The 24,327-nt window shown below is 40.7% G+C and carries 21 protein-coding genes; 11 read left to right on the top strand and 10 right to left on the bottom strand.

Annotated elements, in window-relative coordinates:
- Nucleotides 1-6: 6 nt before the first annotated feature.
- The 4 genes from edd (at nucleotide 7) to H5125_RS12015 (ending at nucleotide 4,274) form a co-directional block, all read left to right on the top strand.
- On the top strand, nucleotides 7-1,833 hold the full coding sequence (edd, locus tag H5125_RS12000; protein ID WP_162023032.1) for a phosphogluconate dehydratase: 1,827 nt from the start codon (nucleotides 7-9) through the stop codon (nucleotides 1,831-1,833).
- A gap of 21 nt (nucleotides 1,834-1,854) precedes the next feature.
- Nucleotides 1,855-2,499, top strand: a complete 645-nt coding sequence (locus H5125_RS12005) for a bifunctional 4-hydroxy-2-oxoglutarate aldolase/2-dehydro-3-deoxy-phosphogluconate aldolase (protein ID WP_182744328.1) — start codon at nucleotides 1,855-1,857, stop codon at nucleotides 2,497-2,499.
- A 296-nt stretch (nucleotides 2,500-2,795) separates the two neighbouring features.
- Nucleotides 2,796-3,308, top strand: coding sequence for a DUF1993 family protein (locus tag H5125_RS12010; protein ID WP_101088388.1), 513 nt, complete (start codon nucleotides 2,796-2,798; stop codon nucleotides 3,306-3,308).
- 270 nt (nucleotides 3,309-3,578) lie between these two features.
- On the top strand, nucleotides 3,579-4,274 hold the full coding sequence (locus tag H5125_RS12015; protein ID WP_182744329.1) for an aspartate/glutamate racemase family protein: 696 nt from the start codon (nucleotides 3,579-3,581) through the stop codon (nucleotides 4,272-4,274).
- A 160-nt stretch (nucleotides 4,275-4,434) separates the two neighbouring features.
- Here the strand turns inward: H5125_RS12015 and adhE are convergent, their stop codons facing one another.
- Nucleotides 4,435-7,032, bottom strand: coding sequence for a bifunctional acetaldehyde-CoA/alcohol dehydrogenase (gene adhE, locus H5125_RS12020; protein WP_101088386.1), 2,598 nt, complete (start codon nucleotides 7,030-7,032; stop codon nucleotides 4,435-4,437).
- Nucleotides 7,033-7,758: 726 nt separating this feature from the next.
- Between adhE and H5125_RS12025 the strand changes: the two genes are divergently transcribed.
- The 5 genes from H5125_RS12025 (at nucleotide 7,759) to H5125_RS12045 (ending at nucleotide 13,938) form a co-directional block, all read left to right on the top strand.
- Nucleotides 7,759-8,442 (top strand): HAD family phosphatase, encoded by a 684-nt coding sequence (locus H5125_RS12025; protein WP_182744330.1) that lies wholly within the window; start codon nucleotides 7,759-7,761, stop codon nucleotides 8,440-8,442.
- 20 nt (nucleotides 8,443-8,462) lie between these two features.
- Nucleotides 8,463-9,425 (top strand): sugar-binding transcriptional regulator, encoded by a 963-nt coding sequence (locus H5125_RS12030; RefSeq protein ID WP_101088384.1) that lies wholly within the window; start codon nucleotides 8,463-8,465, stop codon nucleotides 9,423-9,425.
- Between the two features lie 200 nt (nucleotides 9,426-9,625).
- Complete coding sequence (locus H5125_RS12035; RefSeq protein ID WP_101088383.1) at nucleotides 9,626-11,341, top strand: cytosine permease; 1,716 nt, start codon at nucleotides 9,626-9,628, stop codon at nucleotides 11,339-11,341.
- A gap of 150 nt (nucleotides 11,342-11,491) precedes the next feature.
- Nucleotides 11,492-13,012 carry a mannitol dehydrogenase family protein gene (locus H5125_RS12040; protein ID WP_182744331.1) on the top strand — a complete coding sequence of 507 codons (1,521 nt, stop codon included), beginning with the start codon at nucleotides 11,492-11,494 and terminating at the stop codon, nucleotides 13,010-13,012.
- A 5-nt stretch (nucleotides 13,013-13,017) separates the two neighbouring features.
- The gene (locus tag H5125_RS12045) at nucleotides 13,018-13,938 is read left to right on the top strand and encodes a carbohydrate kinase (protein WP_182744332.1); all 921 of its coding nucleotides are present in this window, start codon (nucleotides 13,018-13,020) and stop codon (nucleotides 13,936-13,938) included.
- A gap of 149 nt (nucleotides 13,939-14,087) precedes the next feature.
- Here H5125_RS12045 and H5125_RS12050 read toward each other — a convergent pair whose 3' ends face one another.
- The 9 genes from H5125_RS12050 to H5125_RS12090 form a co-directional block, all read right to left on the bottom strand.
- Nucleotides 14,088-15,464, bottom strand: coding sequence for an anti-phage deoxyguanosine triphosphatase (locus H5125_RS12050; RefSeq protein ID WP_182744333.1), 1,377 nt, complete (start codon nucleotides 15,462-15,464; stop codon nucleotides 14,088-14,090).
- Between the two features lie 9 nt (nucleotides 15,465-15,473).
- Nucleotides 15,474-16,061: a 5'-deoxynucleotidase gene (gene yfbR / locus H5125_RS12055; RefSeq protein ID WP_101088379.1), complete on the bottom strand. Its 588-nt coding sequence runs from the start codon at nucleotides 16,059-16,061 to the stop codon at nucleotides 15,474-15,476.
- A gap of 112 nt (nucleotides 16,062-16,173) precedes the next feature.
- On the bottom strand, nucleotides 16,174-17,388 hold the full coding sequence (locus H5125_RS12060) for a pyridoxal phosphate-dependent aminotransferase (protein WP_101088378.1): 1,215 nt from the start codon (nucleotides 17,386-17,388) through the stop codon (nucleotides 16,174-16,176).
- A gap of 280 nt (nucleotides 17,389-17,668) precedes the next feature.
- Nucleotides 17,669-18,229, bottom strand: coding sequence for an elongation factor P (efp, locus tag H5125_RS12065; RefSeq protein ID WP_011637369.1), 561 nt, complete (start codon nucleotides 18,227-18,229; stop codon nucleotides 17,669-17,671).
- A gap of 49 nt (nucleotides 18,230-18,278) precedes the next feature.
- Nucleotides 18,279-19,466 (bottom strand): elongation factor P maturation arginine rhamnosyltransferase EarP, encoded by a 1,188-nt coding sequence (gene earP, locus H5125_RS12070; RefSeq protein ID WP_182744334.1) that lies wholly within the window; start codon nucleotides 19,464-19,466, stop codon nucleotides 18,279-18,281.
- Between the two features lie 93 nt (nucleotides 19,467-19,559).
- Nucleotides 19,560-20,087 (bottom strand): flavodoxin FldA, encoded by a 528-nt coding sequence (gene fldA / locus H5125_RS12075; RefSeq protein WP_101088376.1) that lies wholly within the window; start codon nucleotides 20,085-20,087, stop codon nucleotides 19,560-19,562.
- Nucleotides 20,088-20,138: 51 nt separating this feature from the next.
- Nucleotides 20,139-20,411: a LexA regulated protein gene (gene ybfE / locus H5125_RS12080; protein ID WP_011637372.1), complete on the bottom strand. Its 273-nt coding sequence runs from the start codon at nucleotides 20,409-20,411 to the stop codon at nucleotides 20,139-20,141.
- An 8-nt stretch (nucleotides 20,412-20,419) separates the two neighbouring features.
- Nucleotides 20,420-20,641 (bottom strand): DUF2788 domain-containing protein, encoded by a 222-nt coding sequence (locus tag H5125_RS12085; protein ID WP_059744892.1) that lies wholly within the window; start codon nucleotides 20,639-20,641, stop codon nucleotides 20,420-20,422.
- A gap of 98 nt (nucleotides 20,642-20,739) precedes the next feature.
- Nucleotides 20,740-21,513 (bottom strand): alpha/beta fold hydrolase, encoded by a 774-nt coding sequence (locus tag H5125_RS12090; protein ID WP_182744335.1) that lies wholly within the window; start codon nucleotides 21,511-21,513, stop codon nucleotides 20,740-20,742.
- A gap of 299 nt (nucleotides 21,514-21,812) precedes the next feature.
- Between H5125_RS12090 and seqA the strand changes: the two genes are divergently transcribed.
- Nucleotides 21,813-22,439, top strand: coding sequence for a replication initiation negative regulator SeqA (gene seqA / locus H5125_RS12095; protein WP_182744336.1), 627 nt, complete (start codon nucleotides 21,813-21,815; stop codon nucleotides 22,437-22,439).
- A 53-nt stretch (nucleotides 22,440-22,492) separates the two neighbouring features.
- Nucleotides 22,493-24,136 (top strand): phosphoglucomutase (alpha-D-glucose-1,6-bisphosphate-dependent), encoded by a 1,644-nt coding sequence (gene pgm / locus H5125_RS12100; protein ID WP_182744337.1) that lies wholly within the window; start codon nucleotides 22,493-22,495, stop codon nucleotides 24,134-24,136.
- Nucleotides 24,137-24,327: the final 191 nt, after the last annotated feature.

Raw genomic sequence — 24,327 nt, forward strand, 5'->3', positions numbered from 1 at the left:
TTTACCATGCACTCAGTAGTACAAGCCGTCACCGATAGAATTATCGCACGCAGTAAACAGTCTCGTTCAACGTATTTAACGGCCTTAAACGATGCCAAAGCCAAAGGTGTTCATCGTAGCGCCCTAAGTTGTGGCAATTTGGCTCATGGATTCGCGGCCTGTCAGCCAGCGGACAAAGACTCTTTACGTCAACTGACGAAAGCCAATATTGGTATCGTAACCGCATTTAACGACATGTTGTCAGCGCATCAGCCCTACGAAACCTATCCAAATATGCTTAAGCAAGCATGTGTTGACGTAGGCAGTGTGGCGCAGGTTGCTGCCGGTGTTCCTGCTATGTGTGACGGCGTGACTCAAGGTCAGCCGGGCATGGAGTTAAGTCTACTGAGTCGTGAAGTCATTGCGATGTCTACTGCGATAGGTTTATCGCACAACATGTTTGATGGCGCGTTACTGCTGGGTATTTGCGACAAAATCGTCCCGGGTTTATTAATTGGCGCGTTAAGTTTTGGTCATTTGCCGATGCTATTTGTGCCTGCTGGGCCAATGAAGTCGGGTATTCCAAACAAAGAAAAAGCACGTATTCGTCAACAATTTGCTCAAGGGCAAGTTGATCGTGCTGTACTGCTTGAAGCTGAAGCTAAGTCATATCATAGCGCTGGCACTTGTACTTTCTATGGTACGGCTAACTCTAACCAGTTAATGCTTGAAATTATGGGCTTACAATTACCTGGTTCATCGTTTGTTAATCCTGACGATCCATTACGTGATGAATTGAGCAAAATGGCTGCTAAACAAGTTTGTCGTTTAACGTCAATGGGCACTCAGTACACACCAATTGGTGAAGTGGTATCTGAAAAGTCAGTAGTGAACGGCATTGTGGGTATTCTTGCGACAGGTGGTTCAACTAACTTAACCATGCACATTGTCGCAGCAGCTCGCGCCGCAGGCATTATCGTTAATTGGGATGATTTTTCAGATTTATCTGATGCAGTACCATTATTAGCCCGCGTATATCCAAATGGTCATGCCGATATTAATCACTTCCACGCTGCTGGCGGCATGGCATTGTTGATTAAAGAGTTACTTGATGGCGGTTTATTGCATGAAGATGTCAATACCGTTGCTGGTTACGGCTTGCGTCGTTATACCCAAGAACCTCGTTTGCTTGATGGCGAACTTAAGTGGGTTGATGGTGTGACAGAAAGCTTAGACAAAGAAGTATTAACCCACCTTGCTACACCGTTCCAAAGCAATGGCGGCTTGAAATTATTGAAAGGTAATTTAGGTCGTGCGGTGATTAAAGTGTCTGCAGTACCTGATAATAATCGTGTGATTGAAGGTCCTGCGATTGTGATTGATGATCAAAACAAACTCGACGCACTATTTCAGGCAGGCGAGCTTGACAGAGATTGTGTTGTGGTTGTTCGAGGTCAAGGCCCTAAAGCTAATGGTATGCCTGAGCTTCACAAGCTCACACCTTATTTAGGCACCTTACAAGACAAAGGTTTCAAAGTGGCGTTGGTCACCGATGGCCGTATGTCTGGAGCCTCTGGTAAGGTTCCTGCTGCAATTCATTTAACCCCAGAAGCACTTGATGGTGGTCTGATTGCCAAAGTTGAAAACGGCGATGTGATTCGTGTTGATGCGACAACGGGTGAATTAACCCTGTTTGTAGACGAGAAAACACTTGCAAGTCGAACTGCAGGTAAAGTGGATTTGCATCATTCAAGTTATGGCATGGGCCGTGAATTGTTTGGCGCGCTTCGACGTAGTTTAAGCAGCCCTGAAACAGGTGCTCGCAGTACTAACGCTATTGATGAATTATATTAAAAATAAAAGGAAGTCGGTAATATGATTGAGCCTAATAACTGGTTGCTTCAACCACATGACGTGTTTAAACGCAGCCCGGTAGTTCCGGTCATGGTCATTAATAAAATTGAACATGCTGTGCCTTTAGCAAAAGCCTTAGTGGCTGGCGGAATTAGTGTTTTAGAAGTTACTTTACGTACTCCTTGTGCGTTAGAAGCGATTGCTAAAATTGCTAAAGAAGTGCCTGAAGCATTGGTAGGCGCAGGGACTATTTTAAATGAAGCTCAGCTAAACCAAGCGGTTGCTGCTGGTTCACAGTTTATTATCACTCCTGGTGCAACGATTGATTTACTAAAAGCCGCCAAGAAAGGTACTGTGCCATTGATTCCCGGTGTGGCTAGTATTTCTGAGATCATGGTGGGTATGGAGTTGGGTTACACTCACTTCAAGTTTTTCCCAGCAGAAGCTTCTGGTGGCGTCAATGCACTGAAATCATTCTCTGGCCCATTGTCTGATATTCGTTTCTGTCCAACAGGCGGTATTAGCCCTGCGACTTATAAAGATTACTTAGCACTATCAAATGTTGATTGTATTGGCGGTAGCTGGATAGCACCGACTGATGCAGTAGACAACGAAGAGTGGGATCGCATTACCCAACTGTGTAAAGAAGCGCTTGCTGCACTGTAATCTCTTTATTGTGTGATGATTCAAAAACCAGCATCTGCTGGTTTTTTTATATGCATTTACTGGTGTTTTATTAGAAACCGTATAATGTTTAGCACATTGATGCAGCTTACTAAAATACTCATTAATCATTAATCATTAATGATTAATCACTAATCACTATGATATGTGAGATAAACTTTGCCTAGCAGCACCATTCATCGCGATTCCATAAAATGATGATGAATGATTTAACACAAATTTATTGATGGTTTAAGTCGATAACAAAGCAAGTTCATTCATATTAAGAGGTATTCTCCATGCTTTATGATTTAACGGTTGTACAATTTAGTAAAATGCTTAATAACCTAAGTGCAATCCTTGTCAAAGGTGAAGGCTTTGCAGAAGCTAAAAAAATTGAAATGTCGGTGTTACTTAATTCACGTTTAGCGCCTGATCAATTTAACTTAACTCGCCAAGTGCAAATTGCGTGCGATACAGCCAAATTAGCCGTCGCGCGTTTAACTGGCCAAGAAGATAGTGCGCCAAAACATGAAGATAATGAGACGACATTAGCGGAGTTACAAGCTCGTATCGCTTCTGTTGTCGATTATTTAGCCACGTTTACAGCCGAAGACTTTGCTGGTGCAGAAACGCGTAAAATTACTCATCGTCGTTGGGAAGATAAATATCTTACTGGGCGTGATTTCGCTTTTGAACATGCCATTCCTAATATTTATTTCCATGTGACAACTACCTATGCAATTTTGCGTCATAATGGTGTTGAAGTGGGCAAAAAAGACTACTTAGGTGCAATGCCATTTAAGTCGTAACCGACAAAACACTTATCCATTGATAGCACCATTTTATATGGCTAGAATAAAACCAGCATTAGCTGGTTTTTTGTTATCTACCTAAAAATGAATCTACCACAGTCAAGTAATCAATGTCAGTCATGACACCTTAGATCCACAAAGCGGTTAATCGACCTAAGCCTGAAATAGACAATATCGATCCGCCATTAAGCTTGTTATCCCACATTATGTTTCTATCATGATAATAATGTCTTTATAGACCTACAGCATTCAATGACCGGAGTGAGTATGAAAACAATCGGTATGATAGGTGGTATGAGTTGGGAGTCGACACTCAATTACTACAAAGCCATTAATCAAGGCGTGAAGTCTGCTCTTGGCGGACTGCATTCAGCCAAGATTTGTTTATACAGTGTTGATTTTGCTGAAATAGAAACCCTACAACATAAAGGGTTGTGGAATGACACTGCTATTCACTTATCGACTGCAGCGAAAGCGGTTGAAGCTGGCGGGGCAGATTTTTTGTTGATTTGTACCAATACCATGCACAAAGTGGCTGATGAGATCCAAGCACAAATCTCTATACCCATTTTGCATATTGCTGATGCCACTGCTGAGGTGTTGTTAGCCGATGGGATCAGTAAAGTTGGCCTACTCGGCACGCGCTTTACCATGGAACAGGACTTTTATAAGCAGCGGATAAGCGATAACTATCCCATTGAAGTACTAGTACCTTCATCAGACGAGCAAACATTAATCCATGACGTGATATATCAAGAGTTATGTCTGGGCACGATTAATCCGCAATCACGGCAATGCTATCTTGGTATTATTGATAAATTATATGCACAAGGAGCTGAGGCGGTAATTTTAGGTTGTACTGAAATAGCCTTACTAGTGCAGCAGCAACATACCCATGTTCCTTTGTATGATACGACTCAAATACATGCCAATAAGGCCGTTATGCTGGCATTAGCTCAGTAGACAGTTTTCGAGATAATCAACAGATTGTAAATGACACTTTGCTCCGCTAGCCGTGTTGATTTGAAACAGACTCGTTTTCGGATGCATGTTTAAGACATAAAAACGCCTTACAATATGGTAAGGCGTAATGTTAAAAGCTTACTGCTTATTATCGAATCGACTAGTCTTTATAAGCTCGGCCATAGAAGCTGTCTAATAACACTTGTTTTAGCTCTTTAATCAACGGGTAACGTGGATTGGCGCCAGTACACTGATCATCAAATGCATCTTCAGCCAGTTCATCCAGTTTGGCGATAAAATCTGCTTCATTAACGCCAGCATCTTGAATTGATGCAGGAATACCAATAGTTGTTTTTAGCTGTTCGATTTTCTCAATCAGTTTTTCAACTTTTTGAGCATCCGTTTTACCGCCTAGCTTTAAATAATCTGCAATGGCCGCATAACGACACAACGCTTTAGGGCGGTCGTATTGACTAAATGCTGCTTGCTTGGTTGGCATATCTGTCGCGTTAAAGCGGATCACGTTAGAGATTAATAATGCATTAGCCAAACCATGAGCTAAGTGAAACTCAGCACCTAATTTGTGCGCCATTGAGTGACAAACGCCTAAGAATGCATTGGCAAAAGCAATACCGGCTATGGTGGCACCATTATGGACTTTTTCACGAGCAACGGGTGCTTTAGCACCAAATTCATAAGAGTCCGGAAGGTACTTAAACAATAGGTCTAATGCCTGCAGTGCTTGGCCATCACTGTATTCGTTCGCCATCACACTCACATAAGCTTCTAACGCATGTGTGACAGCATCAATACCACCAAAAGCGGTCAGTGATTTTGGCATGTCCATGACTAAGTTAGGATCGACAATCGCCATATTTGGGGTTAATTGATAGTCCGCAATAGGGTATTTCTTTCCGGTTACTTCATCGGTTACCACGGCAAAAGGAGTCACTTCTGATCCAGTACCTGAGGTTGTCGGAATGGCAACCATTTGAGCTTTAACGCCCATCTTAGGAAATTTATAAATACGTTTACGAATGTCCATGAAACGCAGCGCTAGATCGGCAAAATCAACTTCAGGATGTTCGTACATAACCCAAATTATTTTAGCAGCATCCATTGGCGAACCACCGCCTAATGCAATAATCACATCAGGTTGGAAGCTTTGCGCAACTTTAGCGCCTTGGCGCACAATGGCTAAGGTTGGGTCAGCTTCTACTTCATAAAAAATTTCGGTTTCAAGCCCCTGTGCTTTCAGAATTTTTAAGGTTTCATTACAGTAACCGTTATTAAATAAAAACTTGTCAGTAATGATCAGCGCGCGTTTTTTATCACTTAACTCTTCAAGTGCTATTGGTAAGCTACCGCGACGGAAATAAATAGATGATGGAAGCTTATGCCACAACATGTTTTCAGCCCTCTTAGCGACCATTTTTTTATTGATTAAGTGACTTGGTCCGACGTTCTCAGAAATTGAATTACCGCCCCATGAACCACAACCTAGTGTTAATGATGGGGCTAACTTGAAGTTATATAAGTCACCAATACCACCTTGAGAAGCAGGAGTGTTAATCAAAATACGGGCTGTTTTCATTCTAAAACCAAAGGCTTTAACGCGCTCATCCTGGGTGTCTTGATTGGTATATAAACCAGATGTATGACCAATACCGCCCAAGGTAACTAAGGCTTCCGCTTTGTCCATTGCCTCATTAAAGTCTTTTGCTTTATACATCCCTAATAACGGAGATAATTTCTCGTGAGCAAAGGCTTCAGCATCATCAATATCAGTCACTTCACCAATAAGCACTTTGGTGGTACTAGGCACTTCAAAACCTGCCATTGCGGCTATCGCAACAGCACTCTGGCCTACGATATCGGCATTAAGGCCACCGTTTTTAAGGATGACACTTTGCATTGCCGCAGTTTCCGCTTTAGACAGAATATGACCACCGTGACTAATAAAACGCTCTTTAACTTGCTTATAAATGCTGTCGACTACAATCACCGCTTGTTCAGAAGCACATACCACACCATTGTCAAAGGTCTTTGACATTAATATAGAGCTTACCGCGCGTTTGATGTCTGCTGTTTCATCGATAACAATAGGTGTATTGCCTGCGCCAACACCAATGGCTGGTTTACCTGATGAATATGCTGCTTTAACCATGCCTGGTCCACCGGTGGCTAAAATGAGGTTAACTTTTGCATGAGTCATTAACTGATTAGACAATGCAACACTAGGTTGGTCAATCCAGCCAATAATATCTTTAGGTGCACCTGCTGCAACTGCCGCATCTAATACAATTTTAGCCGCTGTAGTCGTTGAATTTTTAGCTCTTGGGTGTGGTGAGAAAATAATGCCATTACGGGTTTTTAAGCTAATAAGCGCTTTAAAAATAGCAGTAGAAGTAGGGTTAGTTGTGGGGACAATACCGCAAATAATTCCGACCGGCTCTGCAATAGTAATGGTACCGAAGGTTAAGTCTTCAGATAAAATACCGCAGGTTTTTTCATCTTTGTATTTGTTATAAATGTATTCAGATGCGAAGTGGTTTTTAATCACTTTATCTTCTAATACACCCATGCCGGTTTCGGTTACGGCCATTTTTGCTAGAGATATGCGTGCATCTGCTGCAGCTAAAGCAGCCGCTCTAAAGATAGTATCGACTTTTTCTTGGCTAAAGTTTGCAAACTCGGCTTGAGCTTTGGCAACGCGCTCAACTAATAAATCAAGCTCTTGTGTATTGGTAACTGTCATAGTGGTTTCCTTTAAAAATATTCAACAAATCAGTTTTGCAAAATATTCTTTGTAAATAAAATTACAACTTTAATGCGCTATTTGCTGTGATGATGACCACAAATGCATAACGGAATGTAATTTTATTACAGTAATAGCTTGTTTTATGAACGCTATATTTTGTTGAATATGTAACTTCCGTTTGTCTAGGCATGTAAACATCACCCAAATTGGCATTAATTCATAACTAAGACCTGTTTTTAGCACCAAAGTAATGCATATATTGCGTGTTCATTCTTTATCTTGTTGCTTACCTTTAGTACGATTTTCAACTAAAAAAGCGATAATTTACAATTGTTTTACAATAGGAATAGTCTGTTTTTTGAACTTTTACATTGATGAAATAACAAATTGAATCAACTATGTTGAAAATATTCTATTGAATTTAAATAATATTTTATAATTGGGTTGCATGTATAAGCAATCGCTAAAGCTTGTTTTGCTTATTTAATTAGAGAATTGTGATTGACATCAATATTTATAAAAGGGAATATGCTCACTGTTAGGGCATATGCTCACTCGTGGTGCGAATGTTTACTCTAGTTAGTGTAATGTGGTCACTTATCCACGTTATTTGAGTTTTGTAGAACGCTACAGAATGTGATGTTGGATTTATTATTGTGGTTTCAGGTTCAGCACGCTGTAAAATATGGTTAGTTATCTGACTTGATCTGGTAAGGCGAGCATATGAACATAAATACACAATTAATAATATTCGACTGCGATGGGGTTGTGATCGACAGTGAGGTGATTAGCGCTAATGTGTTAATCGAAAAACTTGCTCAATTAGGCGCCTGCATTGATATGGCTTTTGTACAACAGCATTTTCTAGGTTGTCAATTTGCTACCGTCGCCGACAAAGTAAAGCGTTTGCTGGCACTGACATTACCTGAACAATTTGAAGCAGAATATCGTCAGCAACTATTGTCTGAGTTTGAGCGTAATTTAACCGTAACAGACGGTATTAGATCGATATTGGCAGATTTGAAAGTACCGTATTGCATAGCAACCAGCAGCAGTTTACCGCGTACAACTAGCGCATTAGAAGTAGTAGGGTTAACGGATGTGTTTGGTTTGAATGTTTTTACGGCCAGCGAAGTCAAACGAGGTAAGCCGGCACCTGATTTGTTTTTGCATGCGGCTAAACGCATGGGGGTCGAGCCACAGCATTGTTTGGTGATTGAAGATAGCTTTTTTGGCGTTAGTGCAGCTGTCGCGGCCAAAATGAAAGTGATTCATTATATTGGCGGTGGTCATATAGTCGATAACGTTAGCGATGAGTTACACCCAGTGTCACAGGCTTACCCAGAGATTGCTGTACTAAGTCATTGGCAACATTTTAATCGTCTAATGCCAGCGTTAATGCGTTGATACTGAATATAAGGGACAACATGGATAACAAGTCGAATTCAGAACTCGCGCGATTAGAGCAAGCGGCAAGAGCTGCGTGGTTATATTACGTCGCGAAGAATACTCAAGATGAAATTGCCCAAAAATTAGAAGTATCAAGACAGTCAGCGCAACGTTTAGTCGCATTAGCGGTTAGTGAAGGGTTAATTAAAGTCCGTTTAGATCACCCCATTGGTAAATGTATGGAGTTGGGCCAACAGTTAACCCAAGCTTTTAATTTATTGGAATGCGAAATTGTACCCAGCGATCCTGCTGATGACAGTTCCGTGCACGGTTTAGCGCAATGTGGTGCAGGCGTGTTAGAGCGGTACTTAAAGTCTGAACAACCTAAAACTTTAGCCTTTGGTACCGGACGAGCACTCAAAGCTTGTATCGATGAGTTACCTTCTATGCAATGTCCACAGCATAAAATAGTATCGTTATTAGGCAACATGATGTTAGACGGTTCTGCATCAGCATTTGATATCGTAGTCAGCATGGCTAATCGAGTGCAGGCTAAGCATTACCCTATGCCATTACCCGTTATTGCGACTTCAGTAGCGGAAAAGCAGTTATTGCATGACTTAGCGCCGGTAAAAAGTATTTTTGAATTAGTTAAACAAGCAGATGCCACTTTTGTTGGTATTGGGCATATGGGCGCAGAGTCACCATTATTGCTCGATGGTTTCATTAATCAGTCACAGTTAACCGAGTTAATTAATGACAATGCCACTGGTGAAATCATCAGTTGGGTGTATAACCAGCAAGGGCAGTTACTCGAGCATTCAATGAATCAATTGGTGATGAGCTCACCGTTGAGAATTGATTCAAATAAACCTGTTTATGGCATTGCTGCTGGTCAACATAAAGTTGATGCAATATTTTCAGCATTGCAAGGTCGGTTAATTAATTCATTGATAACCAATGAATATACAGCTGAAAGAATATTAGCAAAGCTAAAGTAAATGATTAAATAAAATGATGTTTAACATTGAAATTAGATCAATAACGCGTGAATAATTTATAAAAATAATGTGAATATGAATGGGGTTATTATTTCAACTCAATAGAAATAATAAATAGTCAGTAAAGGAAATATAGTATCACTTTATCATCGATTTTTGGTGAGGGTTTTACTTATTCCCTAAATAGGAATATAAAAATAATGACAACAAGTCAACATGAGGCTTCATTCAAACAAATGAATGAAGAGCAGCTGCCTGTAGCTAAAAATAAATTACATGGTTGGAAACACTTTGCAGGTTTATATGCTGGGGAGCATGTTGCCGCGACGGAGTTTGTTATTGGTGCCACTTTTGTTGCTCTAGGTGCCTCAACTATTGATATATTACTTGGACTATTAATTGGTAATCTATTGGCGATGTGTTCGTGGTGGTTATTAACGGCACCTATTGCTGTTGAAACTCGACTCAGTTTATATAATTATTTAAATAAGATTGCCGGCGACTCAATGACCAAGCTCTATAACTGGGCAAATGTCGTTATCTTCTCGGTGATATCCGCAGCGATGATCACAGTATCGTCGACGGCCGTCCGTTTCTTATTCGACATTCCGGCACAATTAAATTGGTACCCTAGCAGTCTATGGTTTGTGATGATTGTATTAGCGGTAGGATCTATCGTCGTTGTCGTCGCCATGTATGGTTTCTCTACCGTGGCTGACTTTTCTAAAATTTGTGCGCCGTGGTTATTTGTTATTTTTATTGCGGGTTCATTTACCTTATTTCCAGTGTTATCAAATCATGTGATTGGCAGTACCACATTAACGGGCTGGCAAGACTTCATGACCATAGGTGACAGCTCAATTTGGACTGGATTAAATGACAAAGGTGAACCCGGTATTGGTTTACTTGAAGTGATAGGCTTTGCGTGGGCAGCTAACTCAATTACTCACTTCGGTTTGATAGACATGGCTATTTTCCGCTTCGCAAAGCGTAAAAGTTATGGTTTGATTTCAGGTGTTGGCATGTTCTTCGGCCACTACTTAGCATGGATCTCTGCTGGTATTATGGGGGCAGGTACTGCTGTACTATTAAAAACTACTATTACTCAACTCGATCCAGGTGATGTTGCTTACCATGCTTTAGGTTTTTCAGGCTTTGTGATTATCATTATCGCTGGTTGGACAACGGCTAACGCGAATTTATACCGTGCAGGCCTTGCCGCGCAGTCAATCTTTGTAAACCAATCTCGTGAACGTACTACCGCCATTGTAGGTTTAGTCACTGTAGTGATAGCGTGTTTCCCATTTGTGTTTTCGCAGATGTTACCGTTACTGACGTATGCAGGTCTATTAGTTGTACCAGTGGGGGGGATTGTATTTGCTGAGCACGTGTTGTTCCCTAAAATTGGCTTAACTCGCTATTGGGCTAAGTATCAAAACCTGTCTAAAAGTACACCGGCAATTGCATCTTGGGCATTAGCGTTAGTATTTGGGTTTGGTTTAAATAGTCTTGATATTATTTCATTCTATTACTTATTTATTCCAACATGGATATTCACCATTATTATTTATACCGTATTAGCTAAAAAATATGGTGCCGATTTAGATTATACAGACGCTATATTATTAGATGAGAAAGAACAGCAACAAATTGCCGAATACCAAGATGAAATGGCTAAAGATGATAAGCCTCATGTTGAAGACTGCAGTCAGTTCACCAAGGTGTTAAATAGCTTTGCGGTTGTTTCTTTAGTGGTTATTAGCATACTGGCTGCGAAAGTGATGTTTTATAGCCCAACAATGACAATCTATGCAGAGAATAAATCTTTATTTGAAACAGTTTGTTTTGTCTGTACGATAATTTATTTTAGTTGTTCATATGTTGCTCTTAAACGACATAAAAAAATAAACTCGTAATCGCAGTATTAATAACTCAAGGCTAACGGCTGATCTTAATAGCTTAAGGCTAATGATGTTAATAAAACATTAGTATTGAGTTAGCCGTGTTATTTCATTAGATAACACAACCATCCATATTGTTTAATTATTTTATGAGGCACAATCCACATGGATCATTCTCAAGATTCAAATGTTCAACTGAACACGTTAAACCTACAAAGTTTGTCAACATTACCTGCTAATGTTGATGTGCCGAAATACGATTGTAGCCAGTTAACCGCTGGAATTGTGCATATTGGTGTCGGTGGCTTTCATCGTGCTCATCAAGCAATGTATATCAATGAGTTATTGAAGCAACCTGGTTCTGAGTCTTGGGCGATATGTGGTGTCGGTTTGTTAGAAGCTAACCGCAGTCTACGTGATGTGCTGGTGAAACAAGACTATCTGTACAGTTTAACGGTACGTCACCCGAATGGTCAGATTGATCATCAAGTGATGGGCTCGATGATTGACTTTTTATTTGCACCAGAAAACAAACAACAGGTCATTGATAAACTGATTCACTCAGACACTAAAATTGTGTCATTGACCATCACAGAAGGCGGTTATAACTTTAATCCTGCAACCGGTGAGTTTGATTTCAACAATCCAGACATAATCCATGATATGGCGAATCCTAATGACCCAATCACCGCGTTTGGTTATTTAACTGCAGCACTTAAACAGCGTAAAGCCAAGGGCATGAAGCCTTTTACCATTCAGTCTTGTGACAACATTCAGCATAACGGCGACATGACCCGTAAAATGCTACTGGCGTTTGTGAATAAAAATGACGCTGATTTAGGCCAATGGATTGAAACGAATGTAGCGTTTCCAAACGCAATGGTTGACCGTATTACCCCAGTGACAACCAAAGCAGACATCGAATATGTGGCTAACACATTACACATTAACGATGAATGGCCAATCACGTGCGAAGCCTTCACTCAATGGGTCATAGAAGACAACTTTAGTGATGGCCGTCCGGCGTTAGATACCGTTGGTGCACAATTTGTCAGTGACGTGACTCCGTTTGAAAAAATGAAGATCCGTTTGTTAAACGCAGGCCATTCAGTATTAGGTTTATTAGGTTCTATACATGGTTTTGCGACGATTGATGAATCGGTATCTGATCCTTTATTTGCAACATATTTGCGTAAATTTATGGACGATGAAGTCACGCCGTTAATTGAGCAACTTGAAGGCATTGATTTAACTCAATACAAAGATACCCTAATTGAACGTTTTTCCAATCCGAACATTAAAGACAGCTTGGCGCGAATTTGTCTCGAAAGCTCAGCCAAGTTACCAAAATTTATCATTGCGTCTATTAATGAAAATATCGAATTAGGCCGTGATACTTCATTGGCCACATTGGTCATTGCTACCTGGTGTTTATACAGTGATAAACGTGTTGATCAGCAAGGGCAAGCGTTAGACATTAACGACCAAATGTCAGTACAGTTACATGAGTTTGCTAGCAGAACAGCACAAGATCCGTTAGCGTTTTTACAGCTAACTGACTTATTTGGTGATCTAAATAATCAAGCAAGCTTTTGTAAAGATTATCGTCAAGCGATTACGGCCTTATATGCACCGGGCAGTGACATTAAATCGATTATGCAAGCAAGATTACAAGCGAAAGGTTAAGCCGTATGAATAGCATATTAATTAATCATAAAGCTAAGGCCGACATTAACATCAGTTGTTTTGGCGAAGTATTGTGGGATTGTTTCCCTGATGGCAAGCGTGTTGGCGGGGCACCTTTAAATGTGTGCGTCAGACTTAATGCCTTGGGCATTAAAGGTTCGATGATCAGTGCCGTTGGCGATGATTTATTAGGTCGCGAGTTACTGAGTTTTATTGACGATCGCGGTGTTAATCGTGACTGTATCGCCATAGATCCCGTTAAAAGCACCAGCACAGTTCAAGTCACTTTAGACAACAATGGGTCAGCGTCTTATGACATTGTCGCCGATACTGCGTGGGATAATATCGCATTAACGGAAGATATAATTGAGCAAGTTAATCGTGCTGACGTGTTGGTTTTTGGCAGTTTAATTGGTCGCAATGATGTGTCTCTTACTACCTTAACCGCCGTAGTTGAATTGGCTTCGTTTTCGGTATTTGACGTTAACTTACGTGCACCGCATTACCAGATTGATAGTGTGGTTAGTTTGATGAAAAAAGCAGATTTTATCAAATTAAATGATGATGAACTGTATGAAATTGCTAAAGCCATGGGCTCGCCATTTAATTCATTAGAACAAAACTTGGATTATATTGCTGAGCAAACCCAAACCAAATACTTGTGTGTCACCAAAGGCAGTCATGGTGCATTACTGAGTGTTGCAGGGCAGAAGTTTTATAATTCAGGTTATTTAGTCAAGGTAGTTGATACCGTCGGCGCCGGAGATTCATTTTTAGGCTCGTTAATGTATCAATTATGTAGTGATAGTAATCCGCAGTATGCGATTGATTTTGCTTGCGCTGTGGGTGCTATGGTTGCTCAGTCTCATGGCGCTACGCCAGTGCTCACGTTAAATGAAATACAAGCGTTTATGCACCCGGTATAAATTGATTGCTGTTTTTGTATGTTTTGTTTTATTTTTTTGTGAAGTGTGAAGTGTGAAATTTGGGTTATTTCCCCTTTATATAACCCGTTAGCGCTTGGTTGTTATAACCAAGCGCTTTTTTTATCGAAAATCAACAGAGGCAATAAATGTTATTGCTCGCGACTTAACTCCATAATGCCTGCGGTTTTTGAACCAAATAATTGCTGATGTAAGCGACCGGCAAATTCATCGGTCATCCCAGAAATATAATCAGCAATCACCCGCATTGGATTATTATTGTCATTCCGCTCTGCTAACCATCGGTCTCGAGTATTAAGCGGTAACAGACGTTCAGGATCCGAGGCAAACGCTTCAAACAATTCCATCACAATCTGTTGGCCCTTATATTCCAGCATCTGGATTTCAGGTTTACGAATAACATACTTAAATACTAATTGTTTCAGTACGTGTAATGCTGCAGCAAAGTCTGGCTCTAATTCGGCATTATATTTTAGTAAGTCTTCGTCAAATTGTGGGTTGGTACTAATGCCAATCGCGGTGACGAAACCGTTGACTAAGGTACCGATAGCATCTTTGCGTAAATGATGTTCATGAGAGAATAGCTTGTCACCAATGTTAGCGATTTCCGATATCAGCCATTCATCTTTGATTTCAGTTAACTGCCCAACGACATCGCGTTGCCACTGATGTTGGTTGACAATTCCCATTACAATAGCATCCTCGAGATCGTGTACCGCATAGGCAATGTCATCTGCCAATTCCATAATCGAGCAATCAAATGACTTATAGCGCGTTTTTAAATGGGGATAATCTACATGTGTATGGCTTTGTTCACTGCTAATAAACAACTGCCTATCCGATTCTGATAATGCCGCTAATACCCAATCAATAATGGGTATATCATCATCAAATAATCCTTTTACCGGTGGCCATTCTGAGGGTTTTAGTTGGCGATGATTGGCTATGTCTGGCCTATTTTGATTGATATACAATTGCGAATACGTTGCTGGGTATTTCATTACCCCAAGTAAAGTACGCCGGGTAAGGTTCATCCCCCATGAAGGGGTATAGGGTTCTAAACGAGTTAAAATTCGAAAGGTTTGGCCGTTGCCTTCAAAACCACCGTGATGGCGCATCATGTAATTTAATGCGACTTCACCGCCGTGGCCAAAAGGTGGATGACCGATGTCGTGAGCCAAACAAATCGATTCAATGAGGCTCATTGAATTGAGTAAATACCTAAGGTCCGGATATTTTCGACGTAGTTGAGCAGTAATGCCAGTACCAATTTGTGACACTTCTAATGAATGTGTTAGCCGAGTACGGTAAAAGTCATTCATGCCAACGCCAAGCACTTGCGTTTTGGCTTGAAGCCGACGAAATGCTGCTGAATGCAGAATACGTGCGCGGTCTCGTTGATATGGGCTGCGATGATCATTACGGCGCTGTTTATCTTCACCGAGTAAACGTTGCTGCCAACGACTGTTCTGTTCTGTATTACTGGACTCGATGGTGTTATCAGGCATAAAATTCCTTTACAACATTTGATTAATTTCGTCTAAATTCAATGTAAAACTTGGAATAAAACAATCACGGAAATAAGCTACGGCAGGGTTAGGGTTGTCGTCTAACATTTGTTCTAAACGTTTACGGGCACTATTAAATTCACTGTTACCGGCTTTTTGTTCTTCTAAGCACTTTAAATATGCGCAGAGAGTATCAGCTGCTTTCACAATGGCTTTGTATTGTGGATCCGCTGCTTCACTGATAAACAGGCTGCGGTAATCGTCTTTAAATTCATCTGGTACCATTTCTAACATTCTCTGTTCAGCTATGGCTTCAATCTTTTTATATTCGGCTTCGATTTCTTTATTAAAGTATTTTACTGGTGTGGGTAAATCGCCAGTTAAAATTTCGCTAGCATCATGATAGATGGCAATGGTTGCCGCTTTATTGGCGTCTAAGTCGGTAGCGAATTTTTTATTGCTGATAATCACTAAAGCGTGAGCGACCATCGCCACTTGTAGTGAATGCTCTTGAACGTTTTCGCGGCGCACGTTATGCATTAACGGCCAACGTTGGATCAGTTTCATCCGAGATAAATGGGCAAATAAATGACTCATGAGACTCCTTACTGCGCTCAATAGTTTGTCTCAGCTTACAGGAGCTTATCAATAAAAAAAAGCGACTGTTCAGTCGCTTAGTGTTTTATTGAACAGATATCTCGTTAAGGTGCTATTGGCGATAGTCTTCCAAGAAATCACCAAACTCGGTGAGTGCTTTAGCCAAGTCTTCTTTATAGGGTAAAAAAACCACTCTAAGGTGATCTGGCTCAGGCCAGTTAAAGGCAGTTCCTTGTACTAACAGAATTTTTTTGGTTTTTAACAAATCAAGCACCAAACGTTCATCATCACGTAAATTAAACTTCTTCATGTCTAATTTCGGGAATGCGTACAAGGCACCTTTAGGTTTTTTACAGCTGACCCCAGGAATTTGATTAAGCAATTCGTACACCGCATCGCGTTGTATGGTTAAGCGGCCGTTAGGTAATATCAGCTCATTAATTGACTGATAACCACCTAATGCGGTTTGAATAGCATGTTGATTGGGTACATTGGCACACAGACGCATAGACGCCAGCATTTCTAGGCCTTCAATGTAACTTTTGGCCGCTTTTAAATTACCCGATAACATCATCCAACCCACACGGAAACCTGCGGCGCGATAGGCTTTAGATAAGCCATTAAAGGTGATAGTCAGAATGTCATCAGATAAACCCGCAGCAGGGATGTGCTTGGCCTCGTCGTATAAAATTTTATCGTAAATTTCATCGGCGAATAATATCAAATCGTGTTGACGACATAGCTCAACAACCTCTAGCAGCAATTCTTTACTGTAAACCGCACCGGTAGGGTTGTTTGGGTTGATCATCACAATCGCACGTGTGCGGCTGCTGATTTTACTCTTTATGTCATCTAAATCAGGAAACCAATCGGCTTCTTCATCGCAGCGATAATGTACTGCTTTACCACCAGCGAGGTTTGCCGCTGCAGTCCATAATGGATAATCAGGTGATGGGATCAGTACTTCATCATCGGTGTTAAGCAGCCCTTGCATGGCCATTACGATCAATTCAGAGACACCATTGCCTATGTAGATATCTTCAATATCGACGCCAAAAATACCTTGAGCTTGGTAATGCTGCACAATGGCTTTACGCGCAGAGAATAAGCCTTTTGACTCGCAGTAACCTTGGGCACTGGGTAAGTTTAAAATAACGTCTCGAACGATTTCTTCTGGGGCTTCAAATCCAAAGGGGGCAGGGTTGCCGATATTAAGCTTTAAAATACGATGACCTTCGTCTTCTAACCGACGGGCCTCTTTATGTACTGGTCCGCGGATGTCATAACAAACGGAATCAAGCTTATTGGATTTGATAATGGGTCGCATACTACTACTCTCGATAACTAAATACGGCTTAAGTTAGCGAACCATAACGAATTTATTGGCATTGTGAAAGAGGCAAACAAGCAAAATGAATAATAATATTAGTGTTAAATGCTGATTCTGTCAGTAAATTAGCTATCGCTTCAGTGTTAAATGCTGTTTTTAGGTTGTGAATCAGTATGTGTATAGTGTTTGACAACAAAAAAGCCAGCACTTAGTGCTGGCTTTTGCTGAGTTGACTTGTGTTATTACTATTTTACTAATAACTCAAATTAACTGACGCTTAAACGCGCTTCTTGAACTCGCCTGTACGAGTATCAATTTCAATCTTGTCACCGACTTTAACAAAATCAGCAACGGTAACAGTACCACCACCAGTAATGGTAGCTGGCTTCATTACTTTGCCTGAAGTGTCACCACGAGCAGAAGGCTCGGTGTAGATAACTTCACGGACAATGTGAACGGGTAATTCAACAGAAATAGCCTTGCCTTCATAGAAGGTGACTTGGCAAACGTCTTCCATACCATCAATGATATAGTCAGCAGCATCACCTAAGTTGTCAGCTTCTACATCATACTGGTTGTATTCTTCATCCATGAATACATACATAGGGTCAGCGAAGTATGAGTAAGTACAATCAAGACGTTCTAGAATGATATCGTCTAATTTGTCTTCACCTTTGAAGGTTTGTTCAGTGCCAGAATCTAGCAATACGTTCTTTAATTTTAACTTAACGATTGCAGCGTTACGGCCAGAACGAGTTGTTTCAGTCTTCTGAACAACCCATGGGCTGCCATCTAACATGATCACGTTACCAGGACGGATTTCATGAGCAGTTTTCATTTCACTATTTCCTATATATTTAGACTTTTTTTATTTATAGAGCAGTATCTTAGCTATTTTTAACGAATTGAACTAGTCGACTCGCAAGATCTGCTTCATTTAACGCGTTAATTGGCCATTCAATAGCATGTTGCATTAAAGACAAATTAACAGAATGTAATTGTTGCCAGTGCATTACTACCGCGTTTGTATTCCCCTGGTTGAAGGCCAAATTCACCTCAGACCAAGTGGCAGCAATTTCTGGAGCAAGATTATCGCAGTAAATTTGCATAAAAGCTTGTAATTTTACCAAGTGATAATCATCTTCTTGAGGATAAATGTGCCATATGAAGGGTTTTGCAGCCCATTGAGCACGTAAAAACGAATCTTCACCCCGCACAATATTAAAATCACAGCTCCATAGCAAGCGATCAAAAGCATTTTGATCAGTCATGGGTAATATATGTAGGGTTAAGTTACCTATTGTAAATTGTTGACCGGGCATCAAATCTTTAATGTCACAGGGCAATATGCTCGTTAAGCTATGTAAACTGCGTCCTTTAGGGATTAGTGCATGAATTGGGCTTGGCGATGTTTGCCATAATTCACACAAAGCAGCTAAGGCTGGCGTTTCATAACTAAAGACACTGATAACCGTGTCTTTAGCATCTATTCCCTGTAACCCCAGTTTGTTGAACAATGCTAATTTATGTTTTGAGTCAGCTTGCCATTCGTCACGTTGATTAAATAATTCCCGCTCACAGATAAGCCCGCCTGTCTTAGGGGTAAAACCTGGAAAATAGAACCACTTTTTAACCCCACCAGGCTGTGAAGAGGGCAACCCGTGACAACCCTCTACCCAATCTTCAGCACTGAGATATTCAAGGTTTAACCATGTAGGGGCTCGAGAAAGAGGGTGTTGATGTAATTGATTTATTGTGGATTTTATTTGTGATGGTAATTCACAGGCAAATGCTTCAATAACGACATTACCAGCAATAAACTCTATATCTATTGGGTTATTCCATTGAAATATATTCACACCATTGAATATTTGCTTCGGTTTGTGTGGGTCTAGCATAGGTAAAATATGCGAAAAACTCAGTAAGTCATCGACCCATAAATTGATGGGAATATCATATTCAACCACCAGTTGCTTAGCCAAACGCCAGGTGACACCTATGTCACCATAGTTATCGACCACGACACAAAAAATATCCCAATGAGGGTATAATGGATTGAAATTATTGACTGACATATTGGTGGTTACTTAACCGTTAAACCAAACTATAGACATAAAAAAGCGGCAATAAAGCCGCTTTCAATCACAAAACTAATCTGATGATGTGGGTTAGTCTTCTAACTCAGCTAGACACATTTCTTCATAAACTAGCTTCACCCAGCCGTCAACACGTTCTTCAGTTAGCTCAGGTTGACGATCTTCATCAATCCCTAAACCGACAAAGTGCTTGTCGTCTGCCATGCCCTTAGAGGCTTCGAAATTGTAGCTTTCAGATGGCCAATTACCAATGATAATACCGCCTCGAGCTTCAACGATGTCACGTATCATGCCCATCGCATCAAGGAAATATTCAGCATAATCTTCTTGGTCACCACAACCAAAAATAGCGACTAGCTTATCGGTAAAGTCAATTTGCTCAAGCTCTGGGAAAAAGTCATCCCAATCACACTGTGCTTCGCCGTAATACCATGTTGGAATACCAAACATAAGCAAATCGTATTCAGCAATTTGCTCCTTGGTACTCTTTGCGATGTCTTTAACATCGAGCATGCTTTTACCCAGTTTTTTCTGGATCATTTTGGCTACAGCTTCGGTGTTGCCAGTGTCGCTACCGAAAAAAAGACCTACAGTTGCCATTGTCTATCCTTTAAATATCTAGTTCGCGTTGTGCGATGTTCTAAAAACGTCTCAGTTGTCGAGTTGCTGTTGCAGAATAAATTCGATTAACTGGCTACGGCTGATGTTACTGTTCAAAGCTTGTTGGTTCAAGGCGTCATACAAATCTTGTGACACCTTTAACTCTATTCGCTTTAAACCGTTAGCGCGATCGCGCTGAATTTGGTTACGTTTATTGATCTTTAATTGCTGCTCCCGAGAAAGAGGGTTACTTCTCGGACGCCCACGGCGAGTTTCAGCGGCAAAAAGGTCAATAGTCGTTCTATCTGTTGTTTCTTTTGCCATTGTACTCTTTAACCGATCCCAGAGCCTTCCCAGGTCATCTGAATGATACCTTTTGCAATAAACCCGGCGCAGCCGAGGAATAACACTGCCCAAACAATATATCGACCAAATTTAGGGACTTCACCTTGTTTAAGCACATCATGGATAGCCATGCCGATAAAAAAGAATATCGATGCAAAAAACAAGTTCAAGCCTACTGCTTCAATTTGTTCCATGTATTGGTTTAACATACTTCTACCTTCGCTATTGAGTGTCTGGCGAAAAGAGGGCGCGAATATATCACATCACGATACAATCGGCTATGTTCAAAAAGGTAAATATTAAAAATTTACCCTTGGTTTTGTTCAATAAACTCAGACACGATGCGATTAAAGATCTCAGGCTTTTGTGCATGTAACCAATGGCCTGTACCGTTCAATGTTTTTGCACTGGCATGTGGAAATTGACGCATGATTTCATCACGATGCTCAGCAGTGACATAATTTGACTCACCGCCACGGATAAATAGTGCTGGTTTATCAAAATGATCGTTATCGGTTAAAGGCAAATCCCAACCTATAATACGGTCGTAAGATTCGATTAGCCCAGTTAAATTCATTTTCCACTCAAAGCCGCTGTCTGTGCGTTGTAGATTCTTGAGTAAGAATTGAGATGTCGGCTCATCAATACCGGCGTTGATTAAGTGTGCTATGGCCGACTTTCGAGTGGTATCGCTGTTTAATACTAAACTGGTTAAGCCTGCAAATACGGTTTGATGTCTTGGGCTATATGCGACCGGCGCGATATCTGCAATCACTAAGCTTTTAACACGCTCTGGGTGTAAAAGAGCCATTGCCATCGCAATTTTTCCGCCCATAGAATGGCCGACCACATGGGCTTGTTCAATCTGCAAATCATCGAGTACATCAATCATGGAATCAGCCAGTTGAGAGTAATCCATGTTGTCCCAATGCTCGCTTAAGCCATGATTGGGTACATCAACCCTTATAACTTGATGTTGTTGCTCAAGCACACTGGCGAGGTTTTTTAGATTATCAAGATTACCAAACAGCCCATGAATAAGCAGGACGGCTTCACCTTGACCAGAAGATACATAATGCATAATTCAATAAGCTCATTGGACATTTAATGCGGAAGATTCTGCTGCAATGAGCCGGTCAAATCAAGTTTTGCTGACACATGTTGCCATAGTTGCTGATATTTTAAACTGCTTTCAAAAAAATATGAGTAATATAGGCCATTAAATGATTTTGTCACTTTATTAGTAGGTTAAGCATGGCTTACACTGAAGCAATATTTTTTTGATCGCATTATTATTAATTCGATCTGCGATCCCGACTTAATCTGATGCCAATGTAATCTTGGCAACAGTAATAGACTGATAGAAAAAGGATGACTCTGATGAAATACATTGAAATTGACGAAGAACTTTATCGCTTTATTGCCAGTAAAACTGAACGCATCGGCGAAAGCGCTTCCGATATTTTGCGTCGTTTATTGAACTTGTCAGTCGAAAATGTCGATATAAGCTTACCTACAGACATTAGTCACCCAAGTTTAGAGTCGCAATCGCCAGTAAATCGTCATCCAGTTTTTGATCAAGCCAAAGCAGCTGTTGAAAAAGTGATCGCTGAGCAAAAGAGTGCCATTCAGCACGTTCCATTAGAAGAAGACATTGCAACGTCAACAACTATTGATTTTGATGCCATTGTAAGCCAACACTTATTAAGTCAGCAGAAAGGTGCCGTTGGGCGTTTTATGCATTTATTATCCAGCCTTGAATCCACTGCTCGTAGTGACTTTGACAAAGTGCTTAATGTGCAAGGCAAAGGACGTTTGTATTTTGCCCGCTCTAAACAGGCGTTATTAACGTCAAGTAAATCTTCTAATCCAAAAGAAATCGCATCAAGTGGATTTTGGGTCACCACCAATAACAATACCGCCAAAAAACAAACTATTCTAACAGAGGTATTGGAACATTTAGGTTGTGACAGTGAAAGAGCGAAGAGCATCGCCGAACACATTTAACCTTTGAGTTTTGTCGAAGATTCATTTTTTATTTACTAACTAGGAGACCACTCGTGGCCATTCATCAACGCGCAGGACAGCAAGCTTTACAAACGGATTTAGTGAATATTCCTAAATTGATGAGTCATTATTATCGCATTATTCCTAATGTGGAAGACGTGCAACAAAAAGTGACATTTGGTACATCGGGTCATCGAGGCAGTGCGTTTTCATCGAGTTTCAATCAAAACCACATTTGGGCTATCACCCAAGCAGTTGTCGATTATCGTCATTCTGCCAATATAAGCGGGCCAATGATTGTGGGTTTTGACACCCATGCATTGTCTTATGCAGCATTTATGTCGGTGGTCGAAGTATTAACTGCAAACCAAGTTAAAATGCTAATTCAACAGCATGATGGGTTTACCCCAACACCAGTGGTGTCTCAAGCGATTGTTCGTGCAAATTCGTCAGCACCTGCTGCGTTAATCGATGGGTTAATTATTACTCCTTCGCACAATCCTCCACAAGATGGTGGCATTAAGTACAATCCACCTCATGGCGGTCCTGCTGAAGGTGAAATTACTAAAATCATCGAAACAAAAGCCAATGAATATCTTGCCAATCAACTCTCAGGGGTTAAAAAAGTTAATTACGGTGTCGCGGTTAAATCGGGTTGGATTGATGAAGTCGATTTTATTGCACCTTATGTTGAATCTCTTGCTGAAGTCATTGATATGGAGGCGATTAAAAAAGCCAACATTCGTATAGGTGTTGATCCTTTAGGTGGGTCGGGTATTTACTACTGGGAGCAAATTGCCGCTCACTATGGTGTAGATATTACCTTAGTCAATGATAAAGTTGATCCCACATTTGGCTTTATGCCATTAGATAAAGACGGCAAAATCCGGATGGATTGCTCGTCTCCTTATGCCATGGCAGGTTTGTTAGCGTACAGCGAAGATTATGATTTGTGCGTCGGTAATGACCCGGATTATGACCGTCACGGTATTGTGTGCCCTGGCTTTGGACTGATGAACCCTAACCATTATTTGGCGGTGGCGATAGACTATTTAATGACTCATCGTCCACAATGGGCTGAGTCACTCGCAGTGGGTAAAACCTTAGTATCAAGTGCAATGATTGATCGTGTTTGTAATTCGTTAGGTCGACAATGCTTAGAAGTGCCTGTGGGCTTTAAATGGTTTGTTGATGGCTTAACAAATAGCACCATTGCATTTGGTGGCGAAGAAAGTGCTGGTGCAGCGTTTTTAAAACGTGATGGCAGTACCTGGTGTACTGATAAAGACGGCTTTATTTTAGCATTACTAGCGGCTGAGATTTTAGCAGTAACAGGCAAAACACCTGCACAACGCTATAAAGAGTTAACCGATCAATTTGGTGAAAGTTTTTACACTCGTATCGATAGCCCAATTAGTCTTAAGAAAAAAGCTAAGTTTGAACAGTTAAATCGTGATAGCTTCACCGACACAGAATTAGCGGGTGAGGCAATTACAGCAATATTAAGTCATGCACCCGGCAATAATGCTGCGATAGGTGGTATTAAAGTCACTACTGAAAATGGCTGGTTTGCTGCGCGTCCTTCAGGTACTGAAGCCTTGTTTAAAATCTACGCCGAAAGCTTTATTAGTCAGCAACATTTGGATGACATTATTACTCAAGCACAAACGATGATTGATCAAGCTTTGAAAGGCTAAGTTAACTGTTAGTTGTTTAATAAAAATAAAAAGCACTGATTTTCAGTGTTTTTTTTTGCTTCTATTGATGCGATTTTTTGTCAGTATGGCTTAACTGTTCGTTGTTAATAATTAATGTTAAGTCATTTCAAGGAAGATATTAATGAATAAATATATGTCACTACTTTCTTTACCGGTGATTATTTTATCGG

Origin of the sequence: Shewanella sp. SR44-4 (assembly GCF_014163715.1) — a bacterium.
Taxonomy (GTDB): Bacteria; Pseudomonadota; Gammaproteobacteria; order Enterobacterales; family Shewanellaceae; genus Shewanella.

What these genes read in the sequence shown, in the direction of transcription:
- yfbR (WP_101088379.1), bottom strand. Translation starts at nt 16,061, where the DNA reads ATGAGTCATTTATTTGCCCATTTATCTCGGATGAAACTGATCCAACGT.
- earP (WP_182744334.1), bottom strand. Translation starts at nt 19,466, where the DNA reads ATGTCAGTCAATAATTTCAATCCATTATACCCTCATTGGGATATTTTT.
- H5125_RS12015 (WP_182744329.1), top strand. Translation starts at nt 3,579, where the DNA reads ATGAAAACAATCGGTATGATAGGTGGTATGAGTTGGGAGTCGACACTC.
- H5125_RS12035 (WP_101088383.1), top strand. Translation starts at nt 9,626, where the DNA reads ATGACAACAAGTCAACATGAGGCTTCATTCAAACAAATGAATGAAGAG.
- H5125_RS12030 (WP_101088384.1), top strand. Translation starts at nt 8,463, where the DNA reads ATGGATAACAAGTCGAATTCAGAACTCGCGCGATTAGAGCAAGCGGCA.
- H5125_RS12050 (WP_182744333.1), bottom strand. Translation starts at nt 15,464, where the DNA reads ATGCCTGATAACACCATCGAGTCCAGTAATACAGAACAGAACAGTCGT.
- ybfE (WP_011637372.1), bottom strand. Translation starts at nt 20,411, where the DNA reads ATGGCAAAAGAAACAACAGATAGAACGACTATTGACCTTTTTGCCGCT.
- seqA (WP_182744336.1), top strand. Translation starts at nt 21,813, where the DNA reads ATGAAATACATTGAAATTGACGAAGAACTTTATCGCTTTATTGCCAGT.
- H5125_RS12090 (WP_182744335.1), bottom strand. Translation starts at nt 21,513, where the DNA reads ATGCATTATGTATCTTCTGGTCAAGGTGAAGCCGTCCTGCTTATTCAT.
- H5125_RS12060 (WP_101088378.1), bottom strand. Translation starts at nt 17,388, where the DNA reads ATGCGACCCATTATCAAATCCAATAAGCTTGATTCCGTTTGTTATGAC.
- fldA (WP_101088376.1), bottom strand. Translation starts at nt 20,087, where the DNA reads ATGGCAACTGTAGGTCTTTTTTTCGGTAGCGACACTGGCAACACCGAA.
- adhE (WP_101088386.1), bottom strand. Translation starts at nt 7,032, where the DNA reads ATGACAGTTACCAATACACAAGAGCTTGATTTATTAGTTGAGCGCGTT.
- H5125_RS12040 (WP_182744331.1), top strand. Translation starts at nt 11,492, where the DNA reads ATGGATCATTCTCAAGATTCAAATGTTCAACTGAACACGTTAAACCTA.
- H5125_RS12010 (WP_101088388.1), top strand. Translation starts at nt 2,796, where the DNA reads ATGCTTTATGATTTAACGGTTGTACAATTTAGTAAAATGCTTAATAAC.
- efp (WP_011637369.1), bottom strand. Translation starts at nt 18,229, where the DNA reads ATGAAAACTGCTCATGAAATCCGTCCTGGTAACGTGATCATGTTAGAT.
- H5125_RS12025 (WP_182744330.1), top strand. Translation starts at nt 7,759, where the DNA reads ATGAACATAAATACACAATTAATAATATTCGACTGCGATGGGGTTGTG.
- H5125_RS12005 (WP_182744328.1), top strand. Translation starts at nt 1,855, where the DNA reads ATGATTGAGCCTAATAACTGGTTGCTTCAACCACATGACGTGTTTAAA.
- H5125_RS12085 (WP_059744892.1), bottom strand. Translation starts at nt 20,641, where the DNA reads ATGTTAAACCAATACATGGAACAAATTGAAGCAGTAGGCTTGAACTTG.
- H5125_RS12045 (WP_182744332.1), top strand. Translation starts at nt 13,018, where the DNA reads ATGAATAGCATATTAATTAATCATAAAGCTAAGGCCGACATTAACATC.
- edd (WP_162023032.1), top strand. Translation starts at nt 7, where the DNA reads ATGCACTCAGTAGTACAAGCCGTCACCGATAGAATTATCGCACGCAGT.